We start from the raw sequence: 19,312 nt of genomic DNA, 5'->3' as shown, positions 1-19,312 counted from the left end.
TTGCAGCTCGAGGTGTGGAAAAAGTGCCGACAAAAAAAACGACTCCAGATATAATTTTAATCATTATCACATTTACATTGCTTGCGATTGGATTAATTATGGTGTACAGCGCTAGTGCTATATGGGCAGACTATAAATTCGACGACTCCTTTTTCTTTGCGAAAAGACAGATGCTTTTTGCAGGTGTTGGAATTGTGGCCATGTTCTTTATTATGAATGTAGATTATTGGACATGGCGAACTTATGCAAAAGTGATGGTGATTGTATGTTTTGTTTTATTAGTGCTAGTATTGATTCCAGGCATCGGGAATGTACGAAATGGGTCAAGAAGCTGGATTGGAGTAGGAGCATTTTCCATTCAGCCTTCAGAGTTTATGAAAATAGCAATGATTGCTTTTTTGGCTAAATTTTTATCGGACAATCAAAAAAATATTACTTCTTTTAAAAGAGGATTGCTTCCAGCCTTAGGTATTGTATTTTTAGCATTTGGCATGATTATGATGCAGCCTGATTTAGGAACAGGTACTGTTATGGTCGGGACAAGTGTTGTAATGATTTTTATTGCAGGGGCACGAATTCGCCATTTTGTCATATTAGGATTAATTGGACTGGCGGGGTTTGTTGGCCTTGTGGCAAGTGCGCCATACCGGATGAAAAGGATTACTTCATTCCTTGATCCTTGGTCTGATCCACTTGGGAGCGGATTTCAAATTATCCAGTCTCTTTATGCGATTGGTCCTGGCGGATTATTTGGTTTAGGGCTCGGAGAAAGCAGACAAAAATTCTTTTATTTGCCTGAGCCGCAAACTGATTTTATTTTTGCCATTCTTTCGGAAGAGCTAGGTTTTATTGGAGGATCATTAATTCTATTGCTTTTTGCTTTGTTATTATGGCGAGGAATCCGTATTTCACTGGGAGCACAAGATTTATTTGGCAGTTTTTTAGCGGTAGGAATTATTGCAATGGTAGCTATTCAAGTAATGATTAATATAGGGGTAGTATCTGGATTAATGCCAGTAACTGGAATCACCCTGCCTTTTTTAAGCTATGGAGGTTCTTCTTTAACCCTTATGCTTATCGCGATCGGAATACTGCTGAATGTCAGTAGATATTCCAGGTACTAAGTTGACTATATATATTAAAGATGTTTCTATGGAAAAGTATATAGAAGCATCTTTTTTGTCTTGGCCATTACAAAAAGATGTGAAATAAGACAGTTTTGTAATAAAAGCCTAAAAACTTTAACAAGAGGAAGTTGAAAGAGGAAACTATCTTGTTCTTTTTTATGATGGAGAAGAGATAGAGAAATAAAGGGTTTAATAAGCATGCACCCTATCCTCTTCTCTAAATATATTACAAATAGTTATCAATTTGTTATTCGAGTAAAAAAAAGTTTCATTTATAGTACAATGGGGTATGTTACTTAGTGGTCTTTGTAAACTTTTTAAGGTTATTCATTATCTGTAGGGGACAGAAGGCTTTGCTGATGGAAATTTCCCTTTATCCAAATTATTTTTATGTTATAATAAAAAGTTGAAAAGTGCAGATCAATTGATCAATTGATCCATTATCCAATATACATAGCAGGTAGAAGAAGGAATTGGCAAAGAAAAAAAGAAACTAGTAGTGATAGATTTTTTTAAGATTCTTTTTTACAAGCGAAGGAGACAAGCACTTATCCAGTTTTTTATTTTTGAGGTGATTATTTTTTGGAAAAAAGCAAAGTGGTTTCCATAGAAGATAGAATTCCTAAATTAAAACAACAGCGTCGAAAGAAAGCAAATCGTCGACTGATTTTTTTACTTCTTCTTTTTTTTCTTTTAATTATATGCATTATTTATTTTCAATCTCCTCTTAGTCGTGTTAAAGCAATTGAGGTAAAAGGAAATAGATTGATTCAAGATGAAGAAATTGAAAAATTAAGCGGTATAACAAATGATGATAATATTTGGAAAATCAACAAAGAAAAGGTAGAAAAAAAGATTAATGCTTTTGCTGAAGTGAAGGATTCAGAGGTGTCTATTTCTTTGCCAAACACTCTTGTGATTCAGGTAAAAGAACATAAAAGATTAGCCTATTTAGCTAAGGGAACATCTTATATTCCAATTGGTGAATCAGGCAAGATGCTAAAAGAGAGCAGTACAGAAGAAACACCTTCAGATGCTCCTATCATCGTTGGATTTAAGGAAGGGAAAGTATTAAATAAAATGGCTGAAGAGCTAAACAAGCTTCCAAAAGAAGTTTATAACACAATCTCTGAAATTCATTCTACGCCCAAAAAAGCAGACGCTTTTCATATTAATGCTTTTATGAATGACGGATTTGAAGTTTCAGCTTCACTAGATACCTTTTCTGAAAAAATGGAGCATTATCCATCAATAATAAGTCAATTGAATCCTGAGAAAAAAGGCATAATTGATTTAGAAGTAGGTTCTTATTTTAAAGCGTATGAAGGGGAAGGTGAAAAGGAAAAGTGAAAAAGAAAAGGAAGGGAAGCCATGTCATATTTTCCTTTGTATTTCTTGTTTTAGGATTTATTGTTTCTTTTGCCTACCAAATAGCCCGTGAAGATAAAGAAAAACCAAAAATCAGCGACAGCCAGTTTGAACGAGATTTAGCACTGCGAAATGAATTAATTGCTCAAGAGAAGAAAAACAATGACTTAGAGCAGCAGTTAAAAAAATCGCAAACAAAATTAGTCAGCTATGAAAAAGAATTATCGAATGAAGCAAAAAAATTTTCTGTCCTTGCAAGCGAGGCAAAGGATTATCGGATGTATGTTGGAAAAGTGCCGGTGAAAGGGGAAGGCATTTCAGTCACTCTTGAAGATGGCGACTATATTCCGAATAACGAAAATGTCAATAACTATTTAGTTCACGAACATCATATTTTTCAAGTTGTTAATGAATTATATGTCGCAGGGGCAGAAGCTATTAGCATTAATGGGCAAAGATTGTCCCGTGATTCTTATATTATTTGCAATGGTCCTGTTATTGAAGTGGATGGATATCAGCATCCTGCGCCATTTGTCATTACAGCCATCGGGGACTACAATGTACTTGCCGATGCTCTTAATATAGCAGGTGGGATAAAAGATTTATTAGTAAACGAAAATGTAAAATTTACCCTTGAGAAAAAAACAGCGATTCAAATGGATGCATTAATTGGCAGATAAATAAATCCTGCGATACAAGGTAAGTCATATATCCTTTTTGCATGTTAGCCTATGAAGTTGGATTATATTCTACTGAAAAAACTATGTTAACTAATGAGTTCATTTTATTTAGCGTTCCTCAAGCTAGAAAGGAAAGGTAAAATGAATATTTTTAGCACAGAGGGCTTAGTTTATAAATGGTTGCAAGAAAGTTGGAAGAAGTGTGAATAAGCAGCTTTTTACTATAACTTTCATTTCTTTAATTATTGGCTTTATGATTGCGGTTCAGTTTCAAACGATAAATGATGAGCCGAAAGTTCGTGATACAAGAGACAACTTCCAGCTTAGACAAGATTTATTAAAAGAAAAGGAGGCAGAATTAACCCTCCTAGAAGAGATTCGTTCGACAAATGATAAATTGGATCAATATGCCAATGATGAACGGAGAATAAAAGAAAAGGTATTAGAAAAAACCATCATAGAGTTAAAAGAAGCGATGGGACTAACAAGTATTAAAGGAACAGGGATTATTTTGACCATTGATTCTATTGATAAAGAGCTATTATTGGGAGAAAAAGCAGGCAAAGTAAACGCTGGATTGATAAGAAGGCTGATTAATGAATTGAATATGTATGGAGCGCAAGAAGTATCGATTAATGGAAACAGACATGTTAATACAAGTGCTATTAGAGATATTAATATGGAAACGAAAATAGATGGAAATGCATTAAATACTCTTCCTTTAGAAGTAAAAGTATTGGCAAAGGATGAACAAGCTGCAGGAGAATTATATAATCGAATGAAGGTTTCTAATTCAGCAGATGACTTTTTTGCTTATAACCTCCTTATAACAGTAAAAAAATCAGCAGAAATTACGATTCCTGCCTATAAAAAAAATATGGTCATTCGTTATATGGAGCCGGTTATGGATAAAGGAGGAGATTCCTAATGTGGCTACCTTTTTTTGGCTTAATTGTAGGAATTGCACTTGGTTTGCTTTCGGATATTACGATTCCAAAGGAGTATGAAAATTATCTATCGATTGCAGTGCTTGCAGCACTTGATACTTTATTTGGAGGAATACGGGCACATTTGCAAAACTTATATAATGAAAAAGTATTTGTTTCCGGTTTCTTTTTTAATATTTTATTGGCAGCAAGTTTAGCTTTTCTCGGTGTTCATCTTGGTGTAGACTTATATTTAGCTGCCATATTTGCGTTTGGTGTACGCTTGTTTCAAAATATTGCAGTGATAAGAAGACTTATTTTATCAAGGTGGGAAAAGAAACACGAAAACTAGAAAAAAAATAATTGATAAAAAAGGGAATACATTAATTTTTGGCGAATAGTTACTGTAAAATAAATTTACAAACTGATTAGGAAGGACAACCTTATCTTTAGTGAAGCAAAAGGTGAAGGATTTCCCATCAAGTAAAACGAATTGTTCGTCCAAATAATATAATTTGTTGTTCACTTATATTTAAAAGCAAAAGGAGGTGCCCGAGAATGAACAGCAATGAATTTTATGTAAGTCTTGACATCGGTACATCCAGCGTAAAGGTAATCATCGGTGAAATGATGAATGAATCTTTAAACATTATTGGAGTAGGCATCGTACCTTCTGAAGGATTAAAAAAGGGTTCCATTGTGGATATAGATGAGACAGTTCATTCCATTCGGAAAGCAATAGAACAAGCAGAAAGAATGGTTGGGATAGAAATTAAACAAGTAATTGTTGGCGTTTCGGGAAATCATGTTAGTTTGCAGCCTTCACATGGGGTTGTAGCGGTATCAAGCGAAAATCGCGAAATTACAGTTGATGATGTTATGCGAGTAAAAGAGGCAGCACAAGTAGTTTCCATCCCGCCTGAAAGAGAAATAATTGACATCATTCCAACACAGTTTATCGTTGATGGATTAGAGGAAATTACAGATCCAAAAGGAATGATTGGTGTTCGGCTGGAAATGGAAGGTATCATCATTACAGGAAGCAAAACAATTTTACATAATACATTAAGATGTGTAGAAAGAGCAGGACTTGAAATTGTTGATATTTGTTTGCAGCCTTTAGCTGCTGGTTCCTTTGCATTATCCAAGGATGAAAAAAATCTTGGAGTTGCACTTGTAGATATTGGGGGAGGCTCTACTACTGTTGCAGTTTTTGAAAATGGTTTTTTAAGAACTACAAGTGTTCTTCCACTTGGAGGAGAACATATAACAAAAGATATTTCCATCGGACTCCGCACAACTACAGATGATGCGGAAAAAATTAAAGTGAAGTATGGTTATGCCTTTTATGATCATGCGTCTGAAGATGAAGTGTTTAGTGTTCCAATTATTGGGAGCGATCAGCATCAACAATTTAATCAATTGGAGATTTCTGATATTATAGAAGCTAGAATAGAAGAATTATTTGAATTAGTTGTAGAGGAATTAAAAAGATTAAGAGTATATGACTTACCTGGTGGATTTGTATTAACAGGTGGTGTTGCTAATACAAAAGGGATTTTAGAACTTGCACAAGATGTATTTCAAAATCGCGTTAGAATAGCCATTCCTGATTATATCGGAGTAAGAGAGCCTCAGTATTCAACTGCAGTTGGTTTAATTAAATTCTCCTATAAAAACAATAAGCTTCAAGGTGGGCACATTCATCAAGCGGTTCCGGTGGCTGCTCAAGAACACAAAGAAAAAAGAATTCAAAAACAAACAAACGAAGCCCCTGTTTATGAAAAACAGGCACAAGAAAAAGGATCATCAAAATTTAAAAAGTTTATGGGGTATTTTTTTGATTGATGCGGTAAGGTTTATAGCCTGCTAAAATTAAAATAGTACTTCATAATATTAATACCTAGAAGAGGCGGACAGTTCGATACTGCAGAATATCGACGAATTAGGAGGATTTGTCATGTTAGAATTTGATACAAATATAGATACGTTAGCGACAATAAAAGTTATAGGGGTTGGCGGCGGCGGAAACAATGCGGTTAACCGAATGATTGAACATGGTGTTCAAGGAGTGGAGTTTATCGCAGTTAATACAGATGCTCAAGCCTTGAATCTATCAAAAGCTGAAACAAGAATGCAAATTGGCGGCAAATTAACAAGAGGACTTGGTGCTGGCGCCAATCCAGAAGTGGGAAAAAAGGCTGCAGAAGAAAGCAAAGAACAAATTGAAGAAGCTCTTAAAGGAGCAGACATGGTATTTGTTACTGCCGGTATGGGCGGCGGAACAGGTACTGGTGCTGCACCAGTTATTGCACAAATTGCAAGAGACTTAGGAGCATTGACGGTAGGTGTAGTAACAAGGCCATTCACTTTTGAAGGAAGAAAACGTTCGACACAAGCTTCTGGCGGAATTTCTTCTATGAAAGAAGCGGTAGATACACTGATTGTAATACCAAATGACCGTTTGCTTGAAATCGTAGATAAGAGCACACCGATGCTTGAAGCATTTAGAGAAGCAGATAATGTGCTGCGACAAGGTGTGCAAGGTATCTCAGATTTAATTGCTACACCTGGATTAATTAACTTGGATTTTGCTGATGTAAAAACAATTATGGCAAATAAAGGGTCAGCATTAATGGGAATTGGGGTCGCTGGTGGAGAAAACCGCGCCGCAGAAGCAGCAAAAAAAGCTATTTCTTCTCCATTATTAGAAAAATCAATTGATGGTGCACAAGGAGTATTAATGAATATAACTGGTGGCACAAACTTAAGTTTATATGAAGTGCAAGAAGCTGCCGATATCGTTGCATCTGCTTCTGATCAAGAAGTTAACATGATTTTCGGTTCTGTTATTAATGAAGATTTAAAAGACGAAATTGTTGTTACTGTTATTGCAACAGGCTTTAATCAGGAAGTAATCCCTACTTCCACACAAAGACCATCATTTGGCGGAGTAAAGCCTACAAATACTAATAGTACACCTGCACCTAATACAAGGGAAAGAGAAACAAAAAGAGAAGAAACACAGCAACAGCATGCTTCTACAAAAGAATCTGCTCCACGTCGTGATCCTATGCCGCAAGGGGAAGAAACTTTGGATATACCAACATTTCTTCGCAATAGAAACCGCCGCAGATAATGCAAGAGTTTTAAGAAAAGAGGCTTTCTTTAAAGAAAGCCTCTTTTCTTGCTTTTTTATAACCTGGGAAGTATCGGTGGAAATAATTTAGTGTTTAGACTTTTTTAAAAAAAAAGCACCCCTCATTAATTAAAGACGTAATAAAATAAAACATAAACCTCTTTTATTCCTCATTAATCGACTTTTGACCTCACCTCAAGATTAGGAGAGAAAATAAGAAATCTAGGTGGAGAGAAACTGATTAAAGTTTCTCTTTATTAATTTTCCTCTAGCAACTTATCCCTACTTTAATAACTCGACAATTCATCAGTAGTACTTAAATATTTGTGAGAACGATAAATGTTGACAAAATCCATGAACAATAGTGAAAATTTCTGCTTTTTTGATTACAGGAAGTGACACACTTTCATAGGGGATGTAGGTTATACTTTTTCGTAACAGATTAATAGAGTTTGATTTTTACGAGGGGAGGCTTAAGGAGGTGTGGCCATTTATCTAGATGTAATATGGCTATTAAATTTTTTGTTTGACAGTCTGCTGCTCTACTTAACAGCCATTGTTTTAAAAAGACAGGTTCCATTGTGGCGTGTATCGATTGGGGGTCTTATTGGAAGTCTTATCATTTTATTTGCGATCACCCCGTTCTCCGTCTATACAAGTCACCCTATTTCTAAATTGCTTTTTTCGGTTGTCATGATTTTAACGGTATTCGGCTATAAAAAATTCCGTTATTTTTTTAGTGGACTAATGACTTTTTATTTTGCAACATTTTTAATTGGCGGCACGTTAATTGGTGCTCATTATTTTGTTCAATTTGACTTTGAAATGTCTTCCTCTGTTTTGCTTGCAAGTGTAAAGGGATTTGGTGATCCTATCAGCTGGTTTTTTGTGATGTTAGGCTTTCCCCTTGCTTGGCATTTTTCGAAACGAAATGTGGAAAGTATTGAAATGACTAAAATAAAGTATGATCAAATGGTCCAAGTTTCGTTTCGACTAGGCAATAAGAAATTTTCTATTAGAGGATTAGTGGATAGTGGAAATCAAGTATATGATCCTATCTCAAGAGTCCCGGTTATGTTTGTTTCTCTCCATAAAATTATCGCAGATATTCCTAATGACTTGCTGATGCTGACAGAAAATGCTGAAGCAGTCATTTATGGAACGGAAAAAGTATCAGAGGAGTGGGAAAGTAAAATGCGCATTATTCCATATAAAGTAGTAGGAAAGGAACACCAATTAATTATTGCGGTAAAACCGGAAGAACTTTTGATTGAAAGAGAGGGTGAACTGATAGTTGTAGAAAAAGGGCTTATTTCCTTTACAAAGCAGCCATTATCATCTGATAACTCCTTTGATTGCATCGTCCATCCTAAAATGTTAACAGGTAAGAAAATCTTACAAAGTGAATTAGTCAGTTAATATAGTATACTCGTAAAAATCATCTTTTAGAAGGAGGATAATGATGAAAAAATTTATGCTTCGATTAACTTATTATTGGTATAAATTACTAATAAAATTAGGGCTAAAATCAGATGAAGTTTTTTATATTGGAGGAAGTGAAGCACTGCCCCCTCCATTAAGCAAAGAAGAAGAAGAAAAGCTATTAGAAAAGCTGCCAAAAGGAGACGAAGCAGCAAGGTCTATTCTAATTGAACGAAATCTACGCCTTGTCGTTTATATTGCAAGGAAGTTTGAGAATACGGGAATTAATATCGAAGACTTAATAAGCATTGGCACAATTGGCTTAATTAAGGCGGTGAATACCTTTAACCCTGAAAAAAAAATAAAGCTTGCTACATACGCTTCGAGGTGCATTGAAAATGAAATTCTTATGTATTTAAGAAGAAATAATAAAACTCGTTCAGAAGTATCCTTTGATGAGCCATTAAATATCGACTGGGATGGAAATGAACTTCTATTGTCCGATGTAATGGGTACAGAAGATGATATTATTACAAAAGATTTGGATGCTAGTGTCGATAAAAAATTATTAGTGAAAGCATTGCAGCAACTGTCTAAACGAGAGAAGCAGATTATGGAATTGCGTTTTGGTTTAGGCACCGGAGAAGAAAAAACACAGAAAGATGTGGCAGATATGTTAGGGATTTCTCAATCCTATATATCCAGATTGGAAAAAAGAATCATTAAAAGATTACAAAAGGAATTTAATAAAATGGTGTAAAAATTTTTAGTTGAAAAAACCCTTGTTCTATAAGAGATGAACAGGGGTAATTTTATGAAATGAAAATAATGGCAATTTCATTATGCATATTTTTCCTTCTCAAGGAAATACTGTTTTTTGTACAGCAGCTCCTATGAGGAGGGAAATAGATTGACTCGAAATAAAGTAGAAATTTGCGGTGTGGATACATCAAAGCTTCCAGTGTTAAAAAACGAAGAAATGAGAGAACTCTTCAAGCAAATGCATCAAGGAAATATAACCGCTAGAGAAAGTCTAGTGAATGGAAATCTACGCCTTGTCTTAAGTGTTATTCAACGATTTAACAATAGAGGCGAATTTGTAGATGACTTATTTCAAGTTGGTTGTATTGGTCTTATGAAATCTATTGATAATTTTGATTTAAGTCAAAACGTAAAGTTTTCCACCTACGCTGTCCCGATGATTATTGGAGAAATACGCCGTTACTTGCGCGACAATAATCCAATAAGAGTATCCAGGTCTCTTCGCGATATCGCTTATAAAGCACTGCAAGTAAGAGAGCGGCTTATGAGCAAAACATCCAAAGAACCGACAGCAGAAGAGATAGCGAAAGAATTAGATATTCCCCATGAGGATATTGTGTTTGCCTTAGATGCTATTCAGGATCCTGTTTCGCTATTTGAGCCTATTTATAATGATGGGGGGGACCCAATCTATGTGATGGATCAGTTAAGCGATGAGAAAAATAAGGATATTCAATGGGTAGAAGAGCTTGCTTTAAAAGAGGGCATGAGACGGCTGAATGACCGTGAAAAGCTCATTTTAAGAAAAAGGTTCTTTCAAGGGAAAACACAAATGGAAGTGGCAGATGAAATTGGAATATCACAAGCACAAGTTTCAAGACTAGAAAAAGCTGCTATTAAACAAATGAATAAGAATATTCAAAGCTGATTGCTTGGGGCATATCATAAGTCGTTTTTCGGCTATTGGATGCCCCTTTTCATGTTCAAATGAATATACCTATACAGATTTTGATTGTCGATTTTCATGGTTATTTCCTTGTAGCTCTCGTAGAAAAGTGTAGGCTTGCTAACTTTGTCTTCATTAGAAAAAGTGAAAACAAATCCTTCTCCTCTTGTTTTAGAATAAAGTTTGATCAAAAATATCTCACAAACCAGTATTTTAGGATAAATAAAAAGAATCCATTTAAAAAACTAATCAAAATGGATTCTTATCGAGCAGTTTTAAGCTTTGTTTTTATAAAAAAATTTAATTATTTTTACCTGTAATATTCTATAATCGTGCTCTTTTGTGGAATAAAATCATACATTTTTGCTATTTTCATAAACATTATTTTGTGAAATGGTATTTGTGGTCTAACCATTTTGAAATGATGAGTGTTGCTGCACCAAATATTAGGTATACGAAGCCTCCAACTTCAATTGCATATCCAAAGGGAGGAATAAATCTAGGTAGAAAAATCATACCTAAAAGGGAGATGATCACGATAAAAAAGATGGAGAAAAAATCTTTAACTTTATTTGATACTTTGTAAACAGATTGTTGCAGCCATTTTAAGATTAGAAAAACATCGAGAAAAATAATAACAACCAGTATAAAAAAAGCAACAAATGTTGTACCTATATAAACTGTCTGATTGTTATTTTTAAAATAGTGTATAAGGACGTCTCCTATTCCATTTATTAGGGCTATCAAGCCTGCCAGCTGCAGTAATAAAAAAACTATAAAAAATCCTGTGCTTTTCCCTGGTTCTTTAGGCAGCTGCTTGATTATTTCATTACAGTAAGCGGAGGGATTCTCTCCAAACACATCTTCTGCGCTTCTTCCTTCATTCTGTGCCTCAATAATATGATCTAAAAGTTCCATTAATAATTCTTCTGATTGTTGTTCCGAAATCCCTATGCTTGTTCGAATATAAACTAGCATTTTGCCGTAATATTCTTCATTTTCTTTTGTAAGTACTTTGCTTTTTCTATTGTTTAATTGAATCAACTCTTTAGCGTTCATCGTCAACACTCCTATTCAACAATCTATCAACAGGTTTCTGAAGATTTTTCCATTCTTCTTGAATCTCCAATAAGGCTTTTTCCCCCAGATTGGTAAGTTCGTAGTATTTTCGTTTAGGTCCTGTTGAGGAAGCACGCATTTCTCCTTTGATTAATCCATCTTTCTGAAGACGAAGCAAGATAGGATAAATAGACCCTTCACTAACGTCATGCAGACCAAAATGTTGAAGCTTTTGTGATAATTCATAACCATAAACCATTTCTTTATTAATAATTGATAAAATGCATCCTTCTAAAATTCCTTTTAATAATTGACTTCTAAAAGACATAACTTTTCATCCTTATCAGTATCTTGTAATACAAGATACTTTTGTTTGATAAAGCTATCTTGCAAAACAAGATAGCTTTATATTATCTATAATAATCCATTTTTGGTAATCAATCAAGTCTCTTATTAATTGCTCCATTAAATGGACCCTTTGTTGAACAAGAAAAAATCCTATATATCAATACAGGATTATTAATCAAATTTTTTATAAATTATCTAACTTTATTTCCATGCTGCATCTATAGGTGTTTTTTTAGAGAAAAGTGGGAAAGAAAGGATTAGATAAATGATTTTCTGTGACCAAATTAAGTGGTATATGGTACACTATAAAAAAACGATGAGGTTATAAGTATGGAACCATTTATTCTACAAGATAAAGAATATTTTACGATTGAATCATGGTGTGAAAAACATCCCCAGTTGACAGCAGGATTTTCGACGAAAAACGGAGGATTAAGCAAAAAAGATTTAGCAAGTTTAAATATTGCTTTTCATGTGAATGATGCAGAAGAAACGGTTAGGAAAAATCGTCAAATTCTTGCAGATAAACTGCATTTTCCCATGGATAATTGGGTTAGTGCGGAGCAGACGCACAAACTTACTATTAAAAAGATTACAAAAGCAGATCGGGGAAAAGGCGCCTATAATTATAAAAGTGCTGTCCCAGATACAGATGGTTTTTTTACATTAGAAAAAGGTGTGCTGTTAACATTATGTTATGCTGATTGCGTACCGCTATACTTTTTTCACCCACAGACAGGAGCGGTTGGCATCGCACATGCTGGCTGGAAAGGAACGGTTTTGGGCATTGCCAAAGAGATGATAGAAATGTTTCGTTCCCATGACATTGATTCAAAGGAAGTGCAAATAGTCATTGGTCCATCCATTACAGAGCAACATTATATGGTGGATCGTAAAGTAATAGGGGAAGTGGATAACATAATCAAAGGGGCGAAAAAACCGTATAAATTGGTATCGCCTGGGCAATATCAGCTCAATCTGCAGCAGCTTAACTGGCAGATTTTAATGGATGCTGGTGCAAAGGAAGAATATATTCGAATAACGGGCTATTGCACTAGCGAAGATAAAGACTACTTTTTTTCTCATCGAAGAGATCATGGCAAAACGGGGAGAATGATGAGTTTTATTGGTTGGAGAGGATGAAAGGGCAAATGCTAGTTTGTGATAATTTAAATGAAATTCAAAAAGAAATAGCAGCAGCTTGTGAAAAAGTAAATCGGGCAAAAGATGATATTACTCTAATTGCCGTGACAAAATATGTTACAATAGAAAGAGCAGAAGAAGCAATAGAAGCTGGTGTCCTTCATCTTGGAGAAAATCGTGAAGAAGGGCTTCTTGCAAAATATGAAGCATTAAAAGATAAGCCAGTATGGCATTTTATCGGATCGCTGCAAACGCGAAAAGTGAAAAATATCATCGATTATGTAGATTATATTCATTCTCTTGATCGAATTAGTTTAGCAAAAGAAATACATAAACGCGCTAATAAGAAAATAAAATGTTTTATACAAGTAAATGTTTCGCAAGAAGAATCAAAACATGGGTTAGCAGCAAATGAAGTGGTGGATTTTATTAAGCAATTAGCTCCGTTCACCAATATTGAAGTAGTTGGTTTAATGACAATGGCGCCATTTACAGAAGATGAAACACTGCTTCGGAATTGTTTTAGAACATTAAAAGAGCTTCAGCAAACGATTCAACAATTATCATTCAATTATGCACCATGTAGAGAGCTTTCTATGGGAATGTCAAATGATTATTCAATTGCTATCGAAGAAGGAGCAACCATGATAAGAATTGGGACTGCTTTAGTAGGTAATGACAAATAGGAGGCTAAATAAATGAGTCTGAAATCTAAAATTAAGACGTTCTTTTTTCTAGAAGATGAGTACGATGAGGAAGAACGTAAATATGAAGAGGAAATAGAACCAGTGAAAAATTATCGACCACAAGGACAATCCCAGCAACAGCATACAGTACAACAAAATTATCAGCCATCAGCACAGCAAAAACAAAATGTTGTCAGCCTGCAAAGTGTGCAAAAATCATCCAAAGTCTTTTTAGTAGAACCAAGGGTATATGCAGAGGCGCAAGATATTGCGGATCAATTGAAAAACAGACGAGCTGTAGTCGTTAATTTGCAGCGCATTGAAAAAGATCAAGGAAAAAGAATTATTGATTTTTTAAGTGGAACGGTTTATGCAATTGGCGGAGATATTCAAAAAGTAGGTACCGATATTTTCTTATGTACCCCAGATAATGTCGAAGTATCAGGAAATATCTCGCAAATTCTGCAGGAAACTGAATTTGAAAACACGAGGTGGTAGCGTTTAATGGATCTATTATTTGTTATTCTTCAAAATGTTATTAAGTATTATTCTTATGCATTAATTATTTTTATATTGATGTCATGGTTACCTAATGCAAGGGAAACATCTATCGGAACCTTTTTAGCCCGCATTTGCGAACCATATTTAGAGCAATTCAGAAAAATTATTCCTCCTCTTGGAATGATTGATATTTCACCAATTGTAGCGCTTTTTGTTTTGCAGCTGGCTAACGGAGGCCTTTATCAATTATATAGATGGATTGCATAAAGATAGTTTTTGCAAAAAAAAGGGCTGATCAAGGCCCTTTTTTAGGTTGTGGAGTAATGGACTATGCCAGAAACAATGGCAGGCAGTAAAGGAAAAAGAATACAAGGAGCTTCGATATGTCGATATATCAGCATTTTCGTCCAGAAGAAAAGGATTTTATTGATCAAGTATATTCTTGGCGCAGCTATGTAGAAAATGCGTATGCGCCAAAACTAACCGATTTTTTAGACCCGAGAGAACAAAAAATTCTCCAGTTGATTATTGGAGAAAATCAGGAGATAAAGTATCAATTGTTTGGAGGGCATACGCAGGCAGAACGCAAACGAGCACTATTATTTCCTAATTATTTTGAACCAGAAGAAAAAGATTTTCACACTTTTTTAATGGAAGTGGATTATCCTAAAAAATTTGTAACGATTGAACATCCCCAAGTGCTTGGCAGTTTGATGTCCCTAGGATTGGATAGAAGCAAATTTGGTGATATATTAATGGAAGGTGACCAAATCCAGCTGATTTTATGTGATGAGATAAAAGACTATGTCAGTTTGCAGCTAGAATCCATTGGGAAAGCAAAAGTCCAGCTAAAAGAAAAGGACTGGGAAGCATGTATTCAAGTAAGAGATAGCTGGATAGAATCAAGTACAACCGTTTCTTCTTTACGTTTAGACACAGTGATTGCAGGCATCTATAATATTTCCAGGCAAAAAGCACAGCAATACATTCAACAAGGATATGCTAAAGTGAATTTTACTATTGTAGAAAATACTGCTTTTTTATGCGAAGAGGGAGATCTTATGTCGGTAAGGGGGCAGGGGAGATCTATTATTAAAACAATTGAAGGGAAAACAAAAAAAGATAAATGGCGTATTGTTATCGGCAAGATGTAACATGCTAAGAAAATAGAGAGCAAAGTTTTACCAGTAAATAAGTAATTGTTATTCAGAAATAACACATAAATCATTAGCAGAAAATAATCAAAAATTTGCTAGATAGTAAAGCTTGAAAACATAGATTTATTAACAGAACAAAAAACATTAGTTATTTTCCATTCTTTCTATGATACAATAACAAAAACAGGCCAATTTGATAAGATTGTTTTTTTAAATACTAAATGCTAAAAAATGCAGGAATTACATGAATCCTGTCGAATTGATTGTAAGATGATACATAACTTAAAAAGAAATTAATGCTTGGGAGGTGGCATCATGCCATTAACACCGTTAGATATTCATAATAAAGAATTTAGCAAGGGTTTTCGTGGATACGATGAAGATGAAGTAAATGAGTTTTTAGATCAAATTATTAAGGATTATGAAAGTATCATCCGTGAGAAAAAAGCTTTGGAAGAGCGTTTAAATGAATTGACTGACCGCATCGGCCATTATAATAATATAGAAGAAACCTTAAATAAATCCATTGTTGTAGCGCAAGAAGCTGCAGAAGAAGTAAAACGCAATGCCCAAAAAGAAGCAAAGCTGATTCTTAAAGAATCAGAAAAAAATGCAGATCGCATTGTAAATGAATCGTTGTCAAAAGCGCGCAAAGTGGCTTTAGAAATCGAAGAACTGAAAAAACAGTCAAAAGTTTTCCGTACACGATTTAAAATGCTGATTGAAGCGCAATTAGATATGTTAAATAACGATGATTGGGATCATCTTCTTGAATATGAATTGGATGCGACAGAATTAAATTCCACAAAGTAAAGAACATATCTTGACGAACGATAGGATTATAGCCTATAATTTTTTAACAAATATATATTCATGTTTACGTTGATAGGGATAGTACAATTTGTATGATATTTCTTCTGATAAGCGAATCAGGGATGGTGAAAGCCTGATAAGAAAAACAAATTGGAAAATCACCCTGGAGTTCCTTTTTTGAAAGCACTTAGCAATTAGGAAAAGGCGGTTCATTACTGTTAAAAAATGCTTTAAGTGGATAGAATGTTTTCTATCTATAAGGGTGGTACCGCGGGATTATACAAAACCTTCTCGTCCCTTTTATGGGATGAGGGGGTTTTTTGCTGTTTGCTGATAAAAATAAGCCCATATTAGATGGAAACTTACTTTGATTTACATATGGACAAAAAGAAAAAACGTACATGAGTCAAAATGAATATACTTAACAGGAGGAAATGATAAATGGAGTACAAAGATACATTATTGATGCCAAAAACGGCTTTTCCGATGAGAGGAAATCTTCCAAATCGGGAACCGCAAATTCAGGAAAAATGGAATGAAATGAATATTTATCAAAAGGTGCAAGAACATACAAAGGACCGTCCAAAATATATTCTTCATGATGGACCACCGTATGCAAATGGAGATATTCATATTGGACATGCACTTAATAAAATTTTAAAAGATTTTATCGTTCGCTTTAAATCAATGACAGGCTATAATGCCCCGTATGTTCCTGGTTGGGATACACATGGTTTGCCAATTGAACAGGCGCTTACTAATAAAGGTGTAAAACGCAAAGAAATGACGATTGCAGAATTTCGCAAACTTTGCGAAGAGTATGCGCTAGGTCAAATAGACAGCCAACGAGAACAATTTAAACGTTTAGGTGTGCGCGCTGATTGGGAAAACCCATACATTACACTAAAGCCTGCTTATGAAGCACAGCAAATTAAAGTGTTTGGCGAAATGGCGAAAAAAGGCTATATCTATAAAGGGAAAAAGCCAGTATATTGGTCCCCAACAAGTGAATCAGCTTTAGCGGAAGCGGAAATTGAATATAAAGATAAACAGTCTCCTTCTATTTATGTTGGATTTAAAGTGAAAGAAGGAAAAGGTGTTTTAAGTGAGGATGTACAAATTGTTATTTGGACAACTACTCCATGGACAATTCCAGCAAACCTAGGTATTTCTGTACATCCAGATTTAACCTATGTAGTGGTTAGCGAAAAAGGCAATAAATATTTAGTCGCAAAAGATTTATTAGAAACAGTAAAAACAGAAATCGGCTTTGAAGAAGCAACGATTGTTCAAGAAGTAAAAGGATCTGAACTTGAAAATATTAAGGCTCTTCACCCGCTGTATGAGCGTGAATCATTAGTAATGCTTGGGGAGCATGTTACAACAGATGCAGGTACAGGCTGTGTTCATACAGCTCCAGGACATGGGGAAGATGACTTCCTTGTTGGACAAAAGTATGGATTAGAAGTATTATGTCCTGTTGATGACAAAGGGATAATGACAAACGAGGCTCCTGGTTTTGAAGGGTTATTCTATGATAAAGCAAATAAACCAATTACAGAAGCGCTAGAAAATGCTGGTGCATTATTAAAACTAACGTTTATTACACACTCTTATCCACATGATTGGAGAACAAAAAAACCAGTTATTTTCCGTGCTACAGCACAGTGGTTTGCATCCATCAAAGATTTTAGAAAAGACTTGTTAGATGCAGTAAAAGAAACAAAATGGGTACCTGCATGGGGAGAAACAAGACTATTTAATATGGTTCGGGATAGAGGAGACTGGTGTATTTCCAGACAGCGCGCATGGGGTGTCCCAATTCCTGTTTTTTATGCGGAAAATGGCGACAGCATTATTACAGATGCAACAATTGAACATATCTCTAATTTATTTAGAGAACACGGATCTAATATTTGGTTTGAAAAGTCTGCAAATGAGTTATTGCCAGAAGGATTTACACATCCAGGCAGCCCAAATGGCAAGTTTACAAAAGAAACAGATATTATGGATGTTTGGTTTGATTCCGGTTCTTCCCATCAATCAGTATTGGAAGAAAGAGAAGAATTACAGCGCCCAGCAGATTTATATCTAGAAGGCTCTGACCAATATCGCGGGTGGTTTAACTCATCATTATCAACAGCTGTTGCGGTTACAGGCAAAGCTCCATATAAAGGCGTATTAAGTCATGGGTTTGTTTTAGATGGTGAAGGAAGAAAAATGAGTAAATCTCTTGGAAATGTAATGGTGCCTGCAAAAGTAATGAACCAGCTTGGTGCAGATATTCTTCGTCTATGGGTTGCTTCTGTTGATTTCCAGGCAGATGTTCGTGTATCTGATGCTATTTTAAAACAAGTAACAGAAGGCTATCGCAAAATTAGAAATACATTCCGATTCCTATTAGGAAATCTTTCTGACTTTAATCCACAAAAAGATGCACTAAAGTATGAAGAATTGCGTGAAGTCGATCAATTTATGATGGTGAAACTAAATAATTTGATTAAAAATGTTACAGAATCCTATGATAAATTTGAGTTTTCGACAATTTATCATGCGATCAACAATTTCTGTACCCTTGATTTAAGTGCATTCTATTTAGATTTCTCAAAAGATGTTCTTTATATTGAGGCAACAGAAAATAAAGAAAGAAAAGCGATTCAGACCGTATTATATGAAAGTTTGTTAAGTTTAACAAAACTTGTTGCACCAATTCTTCCGCATACTGCAGATGAAGTATGGGAGCATATCACATCAGTTGAAGAAGAAAGTGTGCAATTAACAGATTTCCCTAAAGTCTCTGAGTATTCAAATGATCAAGAGCTATTGGACAAATGGAATAAATTTATGCTTCTGCGTGATGATGTATTAAAAGCATTAGAAGAAGCACGCAATCAAAAAGTAATTGGAAAATCGTTGCAAGCTAGCATTACACTTTATGTAAATGAAGATACAAATGTATTGCTTAATTCTATTCAAGAAAATTTAAAACAACTATTTATTGTTTCAGGTTTTGAGGTGGCAGGCGAATATAAAGCGGCACCTGAGAATGCATTAAAGCTGGAACATGCAGCAATCGTCGTTTCTAAAGCAGATGGAGAAACTTGTGAAAGATGCTGGACAGTTACACCAGATGTTGGCGAAGATAAAGAACATCCAACATTATGTGTACGCTGTGCATCTGTTGTGAAGGAAAGCTACAGCGATTTAGTTTAATAAAAATAAAAAAAGCTTTAGG

General features: G+C 34.9%; 19 protein-coding genes and 1 other annotated feature. Of the genes, 17 read left to right on the top strand and 2 right to left on the bottom strand.

Annotated features, from left to right (window positions below; genetic code table 11):
* The first annotated feature begins 23 nt into the window (after positions 1-23).
* The 10 genes from spoVE (at position 24) to sigG (ending at position 10,352) form a co-directional block, all read left to right on the top strand.
* The gene (spoVE, locus tag CWS01_RS18475) at positions 24-1,124 is read left to right on the top strand and encodes a stage V sporulation protein E (protein WP_101178759.1); all 1,101 of its coding nucleotides are present in this window, start codon (positions 24-26) and stop codon (positions 1,122-1,124) included.
* A 585-nt stretch (positions 1,125-1,709) separates the two neighbouring features.
* Entirely contained in the window at positions 1,710-2,477 is a 768-nt protein-coding gene (locus tag CWS01_RS18470) for a cell division protein FtsQ/DivIB (protein WP_101178679.1), read from the top strand.
* Positions 2,474-3,175 carry a DUF881 domain-containing protein gene (locus CWS01_RS18465; protein ID WP_101178678.1) on the top strand — a complete coding sequence of 234 codons (702 nt, stop codon included), beginning with the start codon at positions 2,474-2,476 and terminating at the stop codon, positions 3,173-3,175. Before CWS01_RS18470 ends, CWS01_RS18465 begins: the two co-directional genes overlap by 4 nt.
* 202 nt (positions 3,176-3,377) lie before the next feature.
* Entirely contained in the window at positions 3,378-4,103 is a 726-nt protein-coding gene (locus CWS01_RS18460; protein ID WP_235852111.1) for a DUF881 domain-containing protein, read from the top strand.
* Entirely contained in the window at positions 4,103-4,453 is a 351-nt protein-coding gene (locus tag CWS01_RS18455; protein WP_101178677.1) for a small basic family protein, read from the top strand. The genes CWS01_RS18460 and CWS01_RS18455 overlap by 1 nt, the downstream gene beginning before the upstream one ends.
* A 206-nt stretch (positions 4,454-4,659) precedes the next feature.
* Positions 4,660-5,949 (top strand): cell division protein FtsA, encoded by a 1,290-nt coding sequence (ftsA, locus tag CWS01_RS18450; protein ID WP_101178676.1) that lies wholly within the window; start codon positions 4,660-4,662, stop codon positions 5,947-5,949.
* A 112-nt stretch (positions 5,950-6,061) separates the two neighbouring features.
* Positions 6,062-7,240 carry a cell division protein FtsZ gene (gene ftsZ, locus CWS01_RS18445; protein ID WP_101178675.1) on the top strand — a complete coding sequence of 393 codons (1,179 nt, stop codon included), beginning with the start codon at positions 6,062-6,064 and terminating at the stop codon, positions 7,238-7,240.
* Between the two features lie 483 nt (positions 7,241-7,723).
* On the top strand, positions 7,724-8,659 hold the full coding sequence (gene spoIIGA, locus CWS01_RS18440) for a sigma-E processing peptidase SpoIIGA (protein ID WP_101178674.1): 936 nt from the start codon (positions 7,724-7,726) through the stop codon (positions 8,657-8,659).
* A 43-nt stretch (positions 8,660-8,702) separates the two neighbouring features.
* On the top strand, positions 8,703-9,422 hold the full coding sequence (gene sigE, locus CWS01_RS18435) for an RNA polymerase sporulation sigma factor SigE (protein WP_101178673.1): 720 nt from the start codon (positions 8,703-8,705) through the stop codon (positions 9,420-9,422).
* Between the two features lie 150 nt (positions 9,423-9,572).
* Positions 9,573-10,352 (top strand): RNA polymerase sporulation sigma factor SigG, encoded by a 780-nt coding sequence (gene sigG, locus CWS01_RS18430; protein ID WP_101178672.1) that lies wholly within the window; start codon positions 9,573-9,575, stop codon positions 10,350-10,352.
* 399 nt (positions 10,353-10,751) lie between these two features.
* Here the strand turns inward: sigG and CWS01_RS18425 are convergent, their stop codons facing one another.
* Positions 10,752-11,429: a DUF1129 family protein gene (locus CWS01_RS18425; RefSeq protein ID WP_101178671.1), complete on the bottom strand. Its 678-nt coding sequence runs from the start codon at positions 11,427-11,429 to the stop codon at positions 10,752-10,754.
* Positions 11,419-11,757, bottom strand: a complete 339-nt coding sequence (locus CWS01_RS18420; protein WP_101178670.1) for a PadR family transcriptional regulator — start codon at positions 11,755-11,757, stop codon at positions 11,419-11,421. Before CWS01_RS18420 ends, CWS01_RS18425 begins: the two co-directional genes overlap by 11 nt.
* 350 nt (positions 11,758-12,107) lie before the next feature.
* Between CWS01_RS18420 and pgeF the strand changes: the two genes are divergently transcribed.
* The 7 genes from pgeF to ileS all read left to right on the top strand — a co-directional run bounded on the left by pgeF (position 12,108) and on the right by ileS (position 19,290).
* On the top strand, positions 12,108-12,920 hold the full coding sequence (gene pgeF / locus CWS01_RS18415) for a peptidoglycan editing factor PgeF (RefSeq protein ID WP_101178669.1): 813 nt from the start codon (positions 12,108-12,110) through the stop codon (positions 12,918-12,920).
* Positions 12,921-12,928: 8 nt separating this feature from the next.
* Complete coding sequence (locus tag CWS01_RS18410; protein WP_101178757.1) at positions 12,929-13,606, top strand: YggS family pyridoxal phosphate-dependent enzyme; 678 nt, start codon at positions 12,929-12,931, stop codon at positions 13,604-13,606.
* Between the two features lie 12 nt (positions 13,607-13,618).
* Positions 13,619-14,104, top strand: a complete 486-nt coding sequence (locus tag CWS01_RS18405) for a cell division protein SepF (RefSeq protein ID WP_101178668.1) — start codon at positions 13,619-13,621, stop codon at positions 14,102-14,104.
* Positions 14,105-14,110: 6 nt separating this feature from the next.
* Entirely contained in the window at positions 14,111-14,374 is a 264-nt protein-coding gene (locus CWS01_RS18400; RefSeq protein ID WP_101178667.1) for a YggT family protein, read from the top strand.
* 116 nt (positions 14,375-14,490) lie between these two features.
* Entirely contained in the window at positions 14,491-15,261 is a 771-nt protein-coding gene (locus CWS01_RS18395; RefSeq protein WP_101178666.1) for a YlmH family RNA-binding protein, read from the top strand.
* Positions 15,262-15,579: 318 nt separating this feature from the next.
* On the top strand, positions 15,580-16,077 hold the full coding sequence (locus tag CWS01_RS18390) for a DivIVA domain-containing protein (RefSeq protein ID WP_101178665.1): 498 nt from the start codon (positions 15,580-15,582) through the stop codon (positions 16,075-16,077).
* Positions 16,078-16,137: 60 nt separating this feature from the next.
* Positions 16,138-16,379, top strand: a binding site (T-box leader).
* Between the two features lie 139 nt (positions 16,380-16,518).
* A complete protein-coding gene (gene ileS / locus CWS01_RS18385) occupies positions 16,519-19,290 on the top strand; it encodes an isoleucine--tRNA ligase (RefSeq protein WP_101178664.1) in 2,772 nt (923 codons plus the stop codon).
* Positions 19,291-19,312: the final 22 nt, after the last annotated feature.

This window comes from Niallia nealsonii (assembly GCF_002835805.1).
GTDB lineage: Bacteria > Bacillota > Bacilli > Bacillales > Cytobacillaceae > Niallia > Niallia nealsonii.
Note: the sequence above shows the minus strand (reverse complement) of the source record. Positions and strands in the feature narration are given on the sequence as shown.

Bases quoted from the DNA above. Each gene is read 5' to 3' on its own strand.
- CWS01_RS18455 (WP_101178677.1), top strand. From the start codon at position 4,103: ATGTGGCTACCTTTTTTTGGCTTAATTGTAGGAATTGCACTTGGTTTG.
- ftsA (WP_101178676.1), top strand. From the start codon at position 4,660: ATGAACAGCAATGAATTTTATGTAAGTCTTGACATCGGTACATCCAGC.
- ftsZ (WP_101178675.1), top strand. From the start codon at position 6,062: ATGTTAGAATTTGATACAAATATAGATACGTTAGCGACAATAAAAGTT.
- sigE (WP_101178673.1), top strand. From the start codon at position 8,703: ATGAAAAAATTTATGCTTCGATTAACTTATTATTGGTATAAATTACTA.
- CWS01_RS18425 (WP_101178671.1), bottom strand. From the start codon at position 11,429: ATGAACGCTAAAGAGTTGATTCAATTAAACAATAGAAAAAGCAAAGTA.
- CWS01_RS18420 (WP_101178670.1), bottom strand. From the start codon at position 11,757: ATGTCTTTTAGAAGTCAATTATTAAAAGGAATTTTAGAAGGATGCATT.
- pgeF (WP_101178669.1), top strand. From the start codon at position 12,108: ATGGAACCATTTATTCTACAAGATAAAGAATATTTTACGATTGAATCA.
- CWS01_RS18410 (WP_101178757.1), top strand. From the start codon at position 12,929: ATGCTAGTTTGTGATAATTTAAATGAAATTCAAAAAGAAATAGCAGCA.
- CWS01_RS18405 (WP_101178668.1), top strand. From the start codon at position 13,619: ATGAGTCTGAAATCTAAAATTAAGACGTTCTTTTTTCTAGAAGATGAG.
- CWS01_RS18400 (WP_101178667.1), top strand. From the start codon at position 14,111: ATGGATCTATTATTTGTTATTCTTCAAAATGTTATTAAGTATTATTCT.
- CWS01_RS18395 (WP_101178666.1), top strand. From the start codon at position 14,491: ATGTCGATATATCAGCATTTTCGTCCAGAAGAAAAGGATTTTATTGAT.
- CWS01_RS18390 (WP_101178665.1), top strand. From the start codon at position 15,580: ATGCCATTAACACCGTTAGATATTCATAATAAAGAATTTAGCAAGGGT.
- ileS (WP_101178664.1), top strand. From the start codon at position 16,519: ATGGAGTACAAAGATACATTATTGATGCCAAAAACGGCTTTTCCGATG.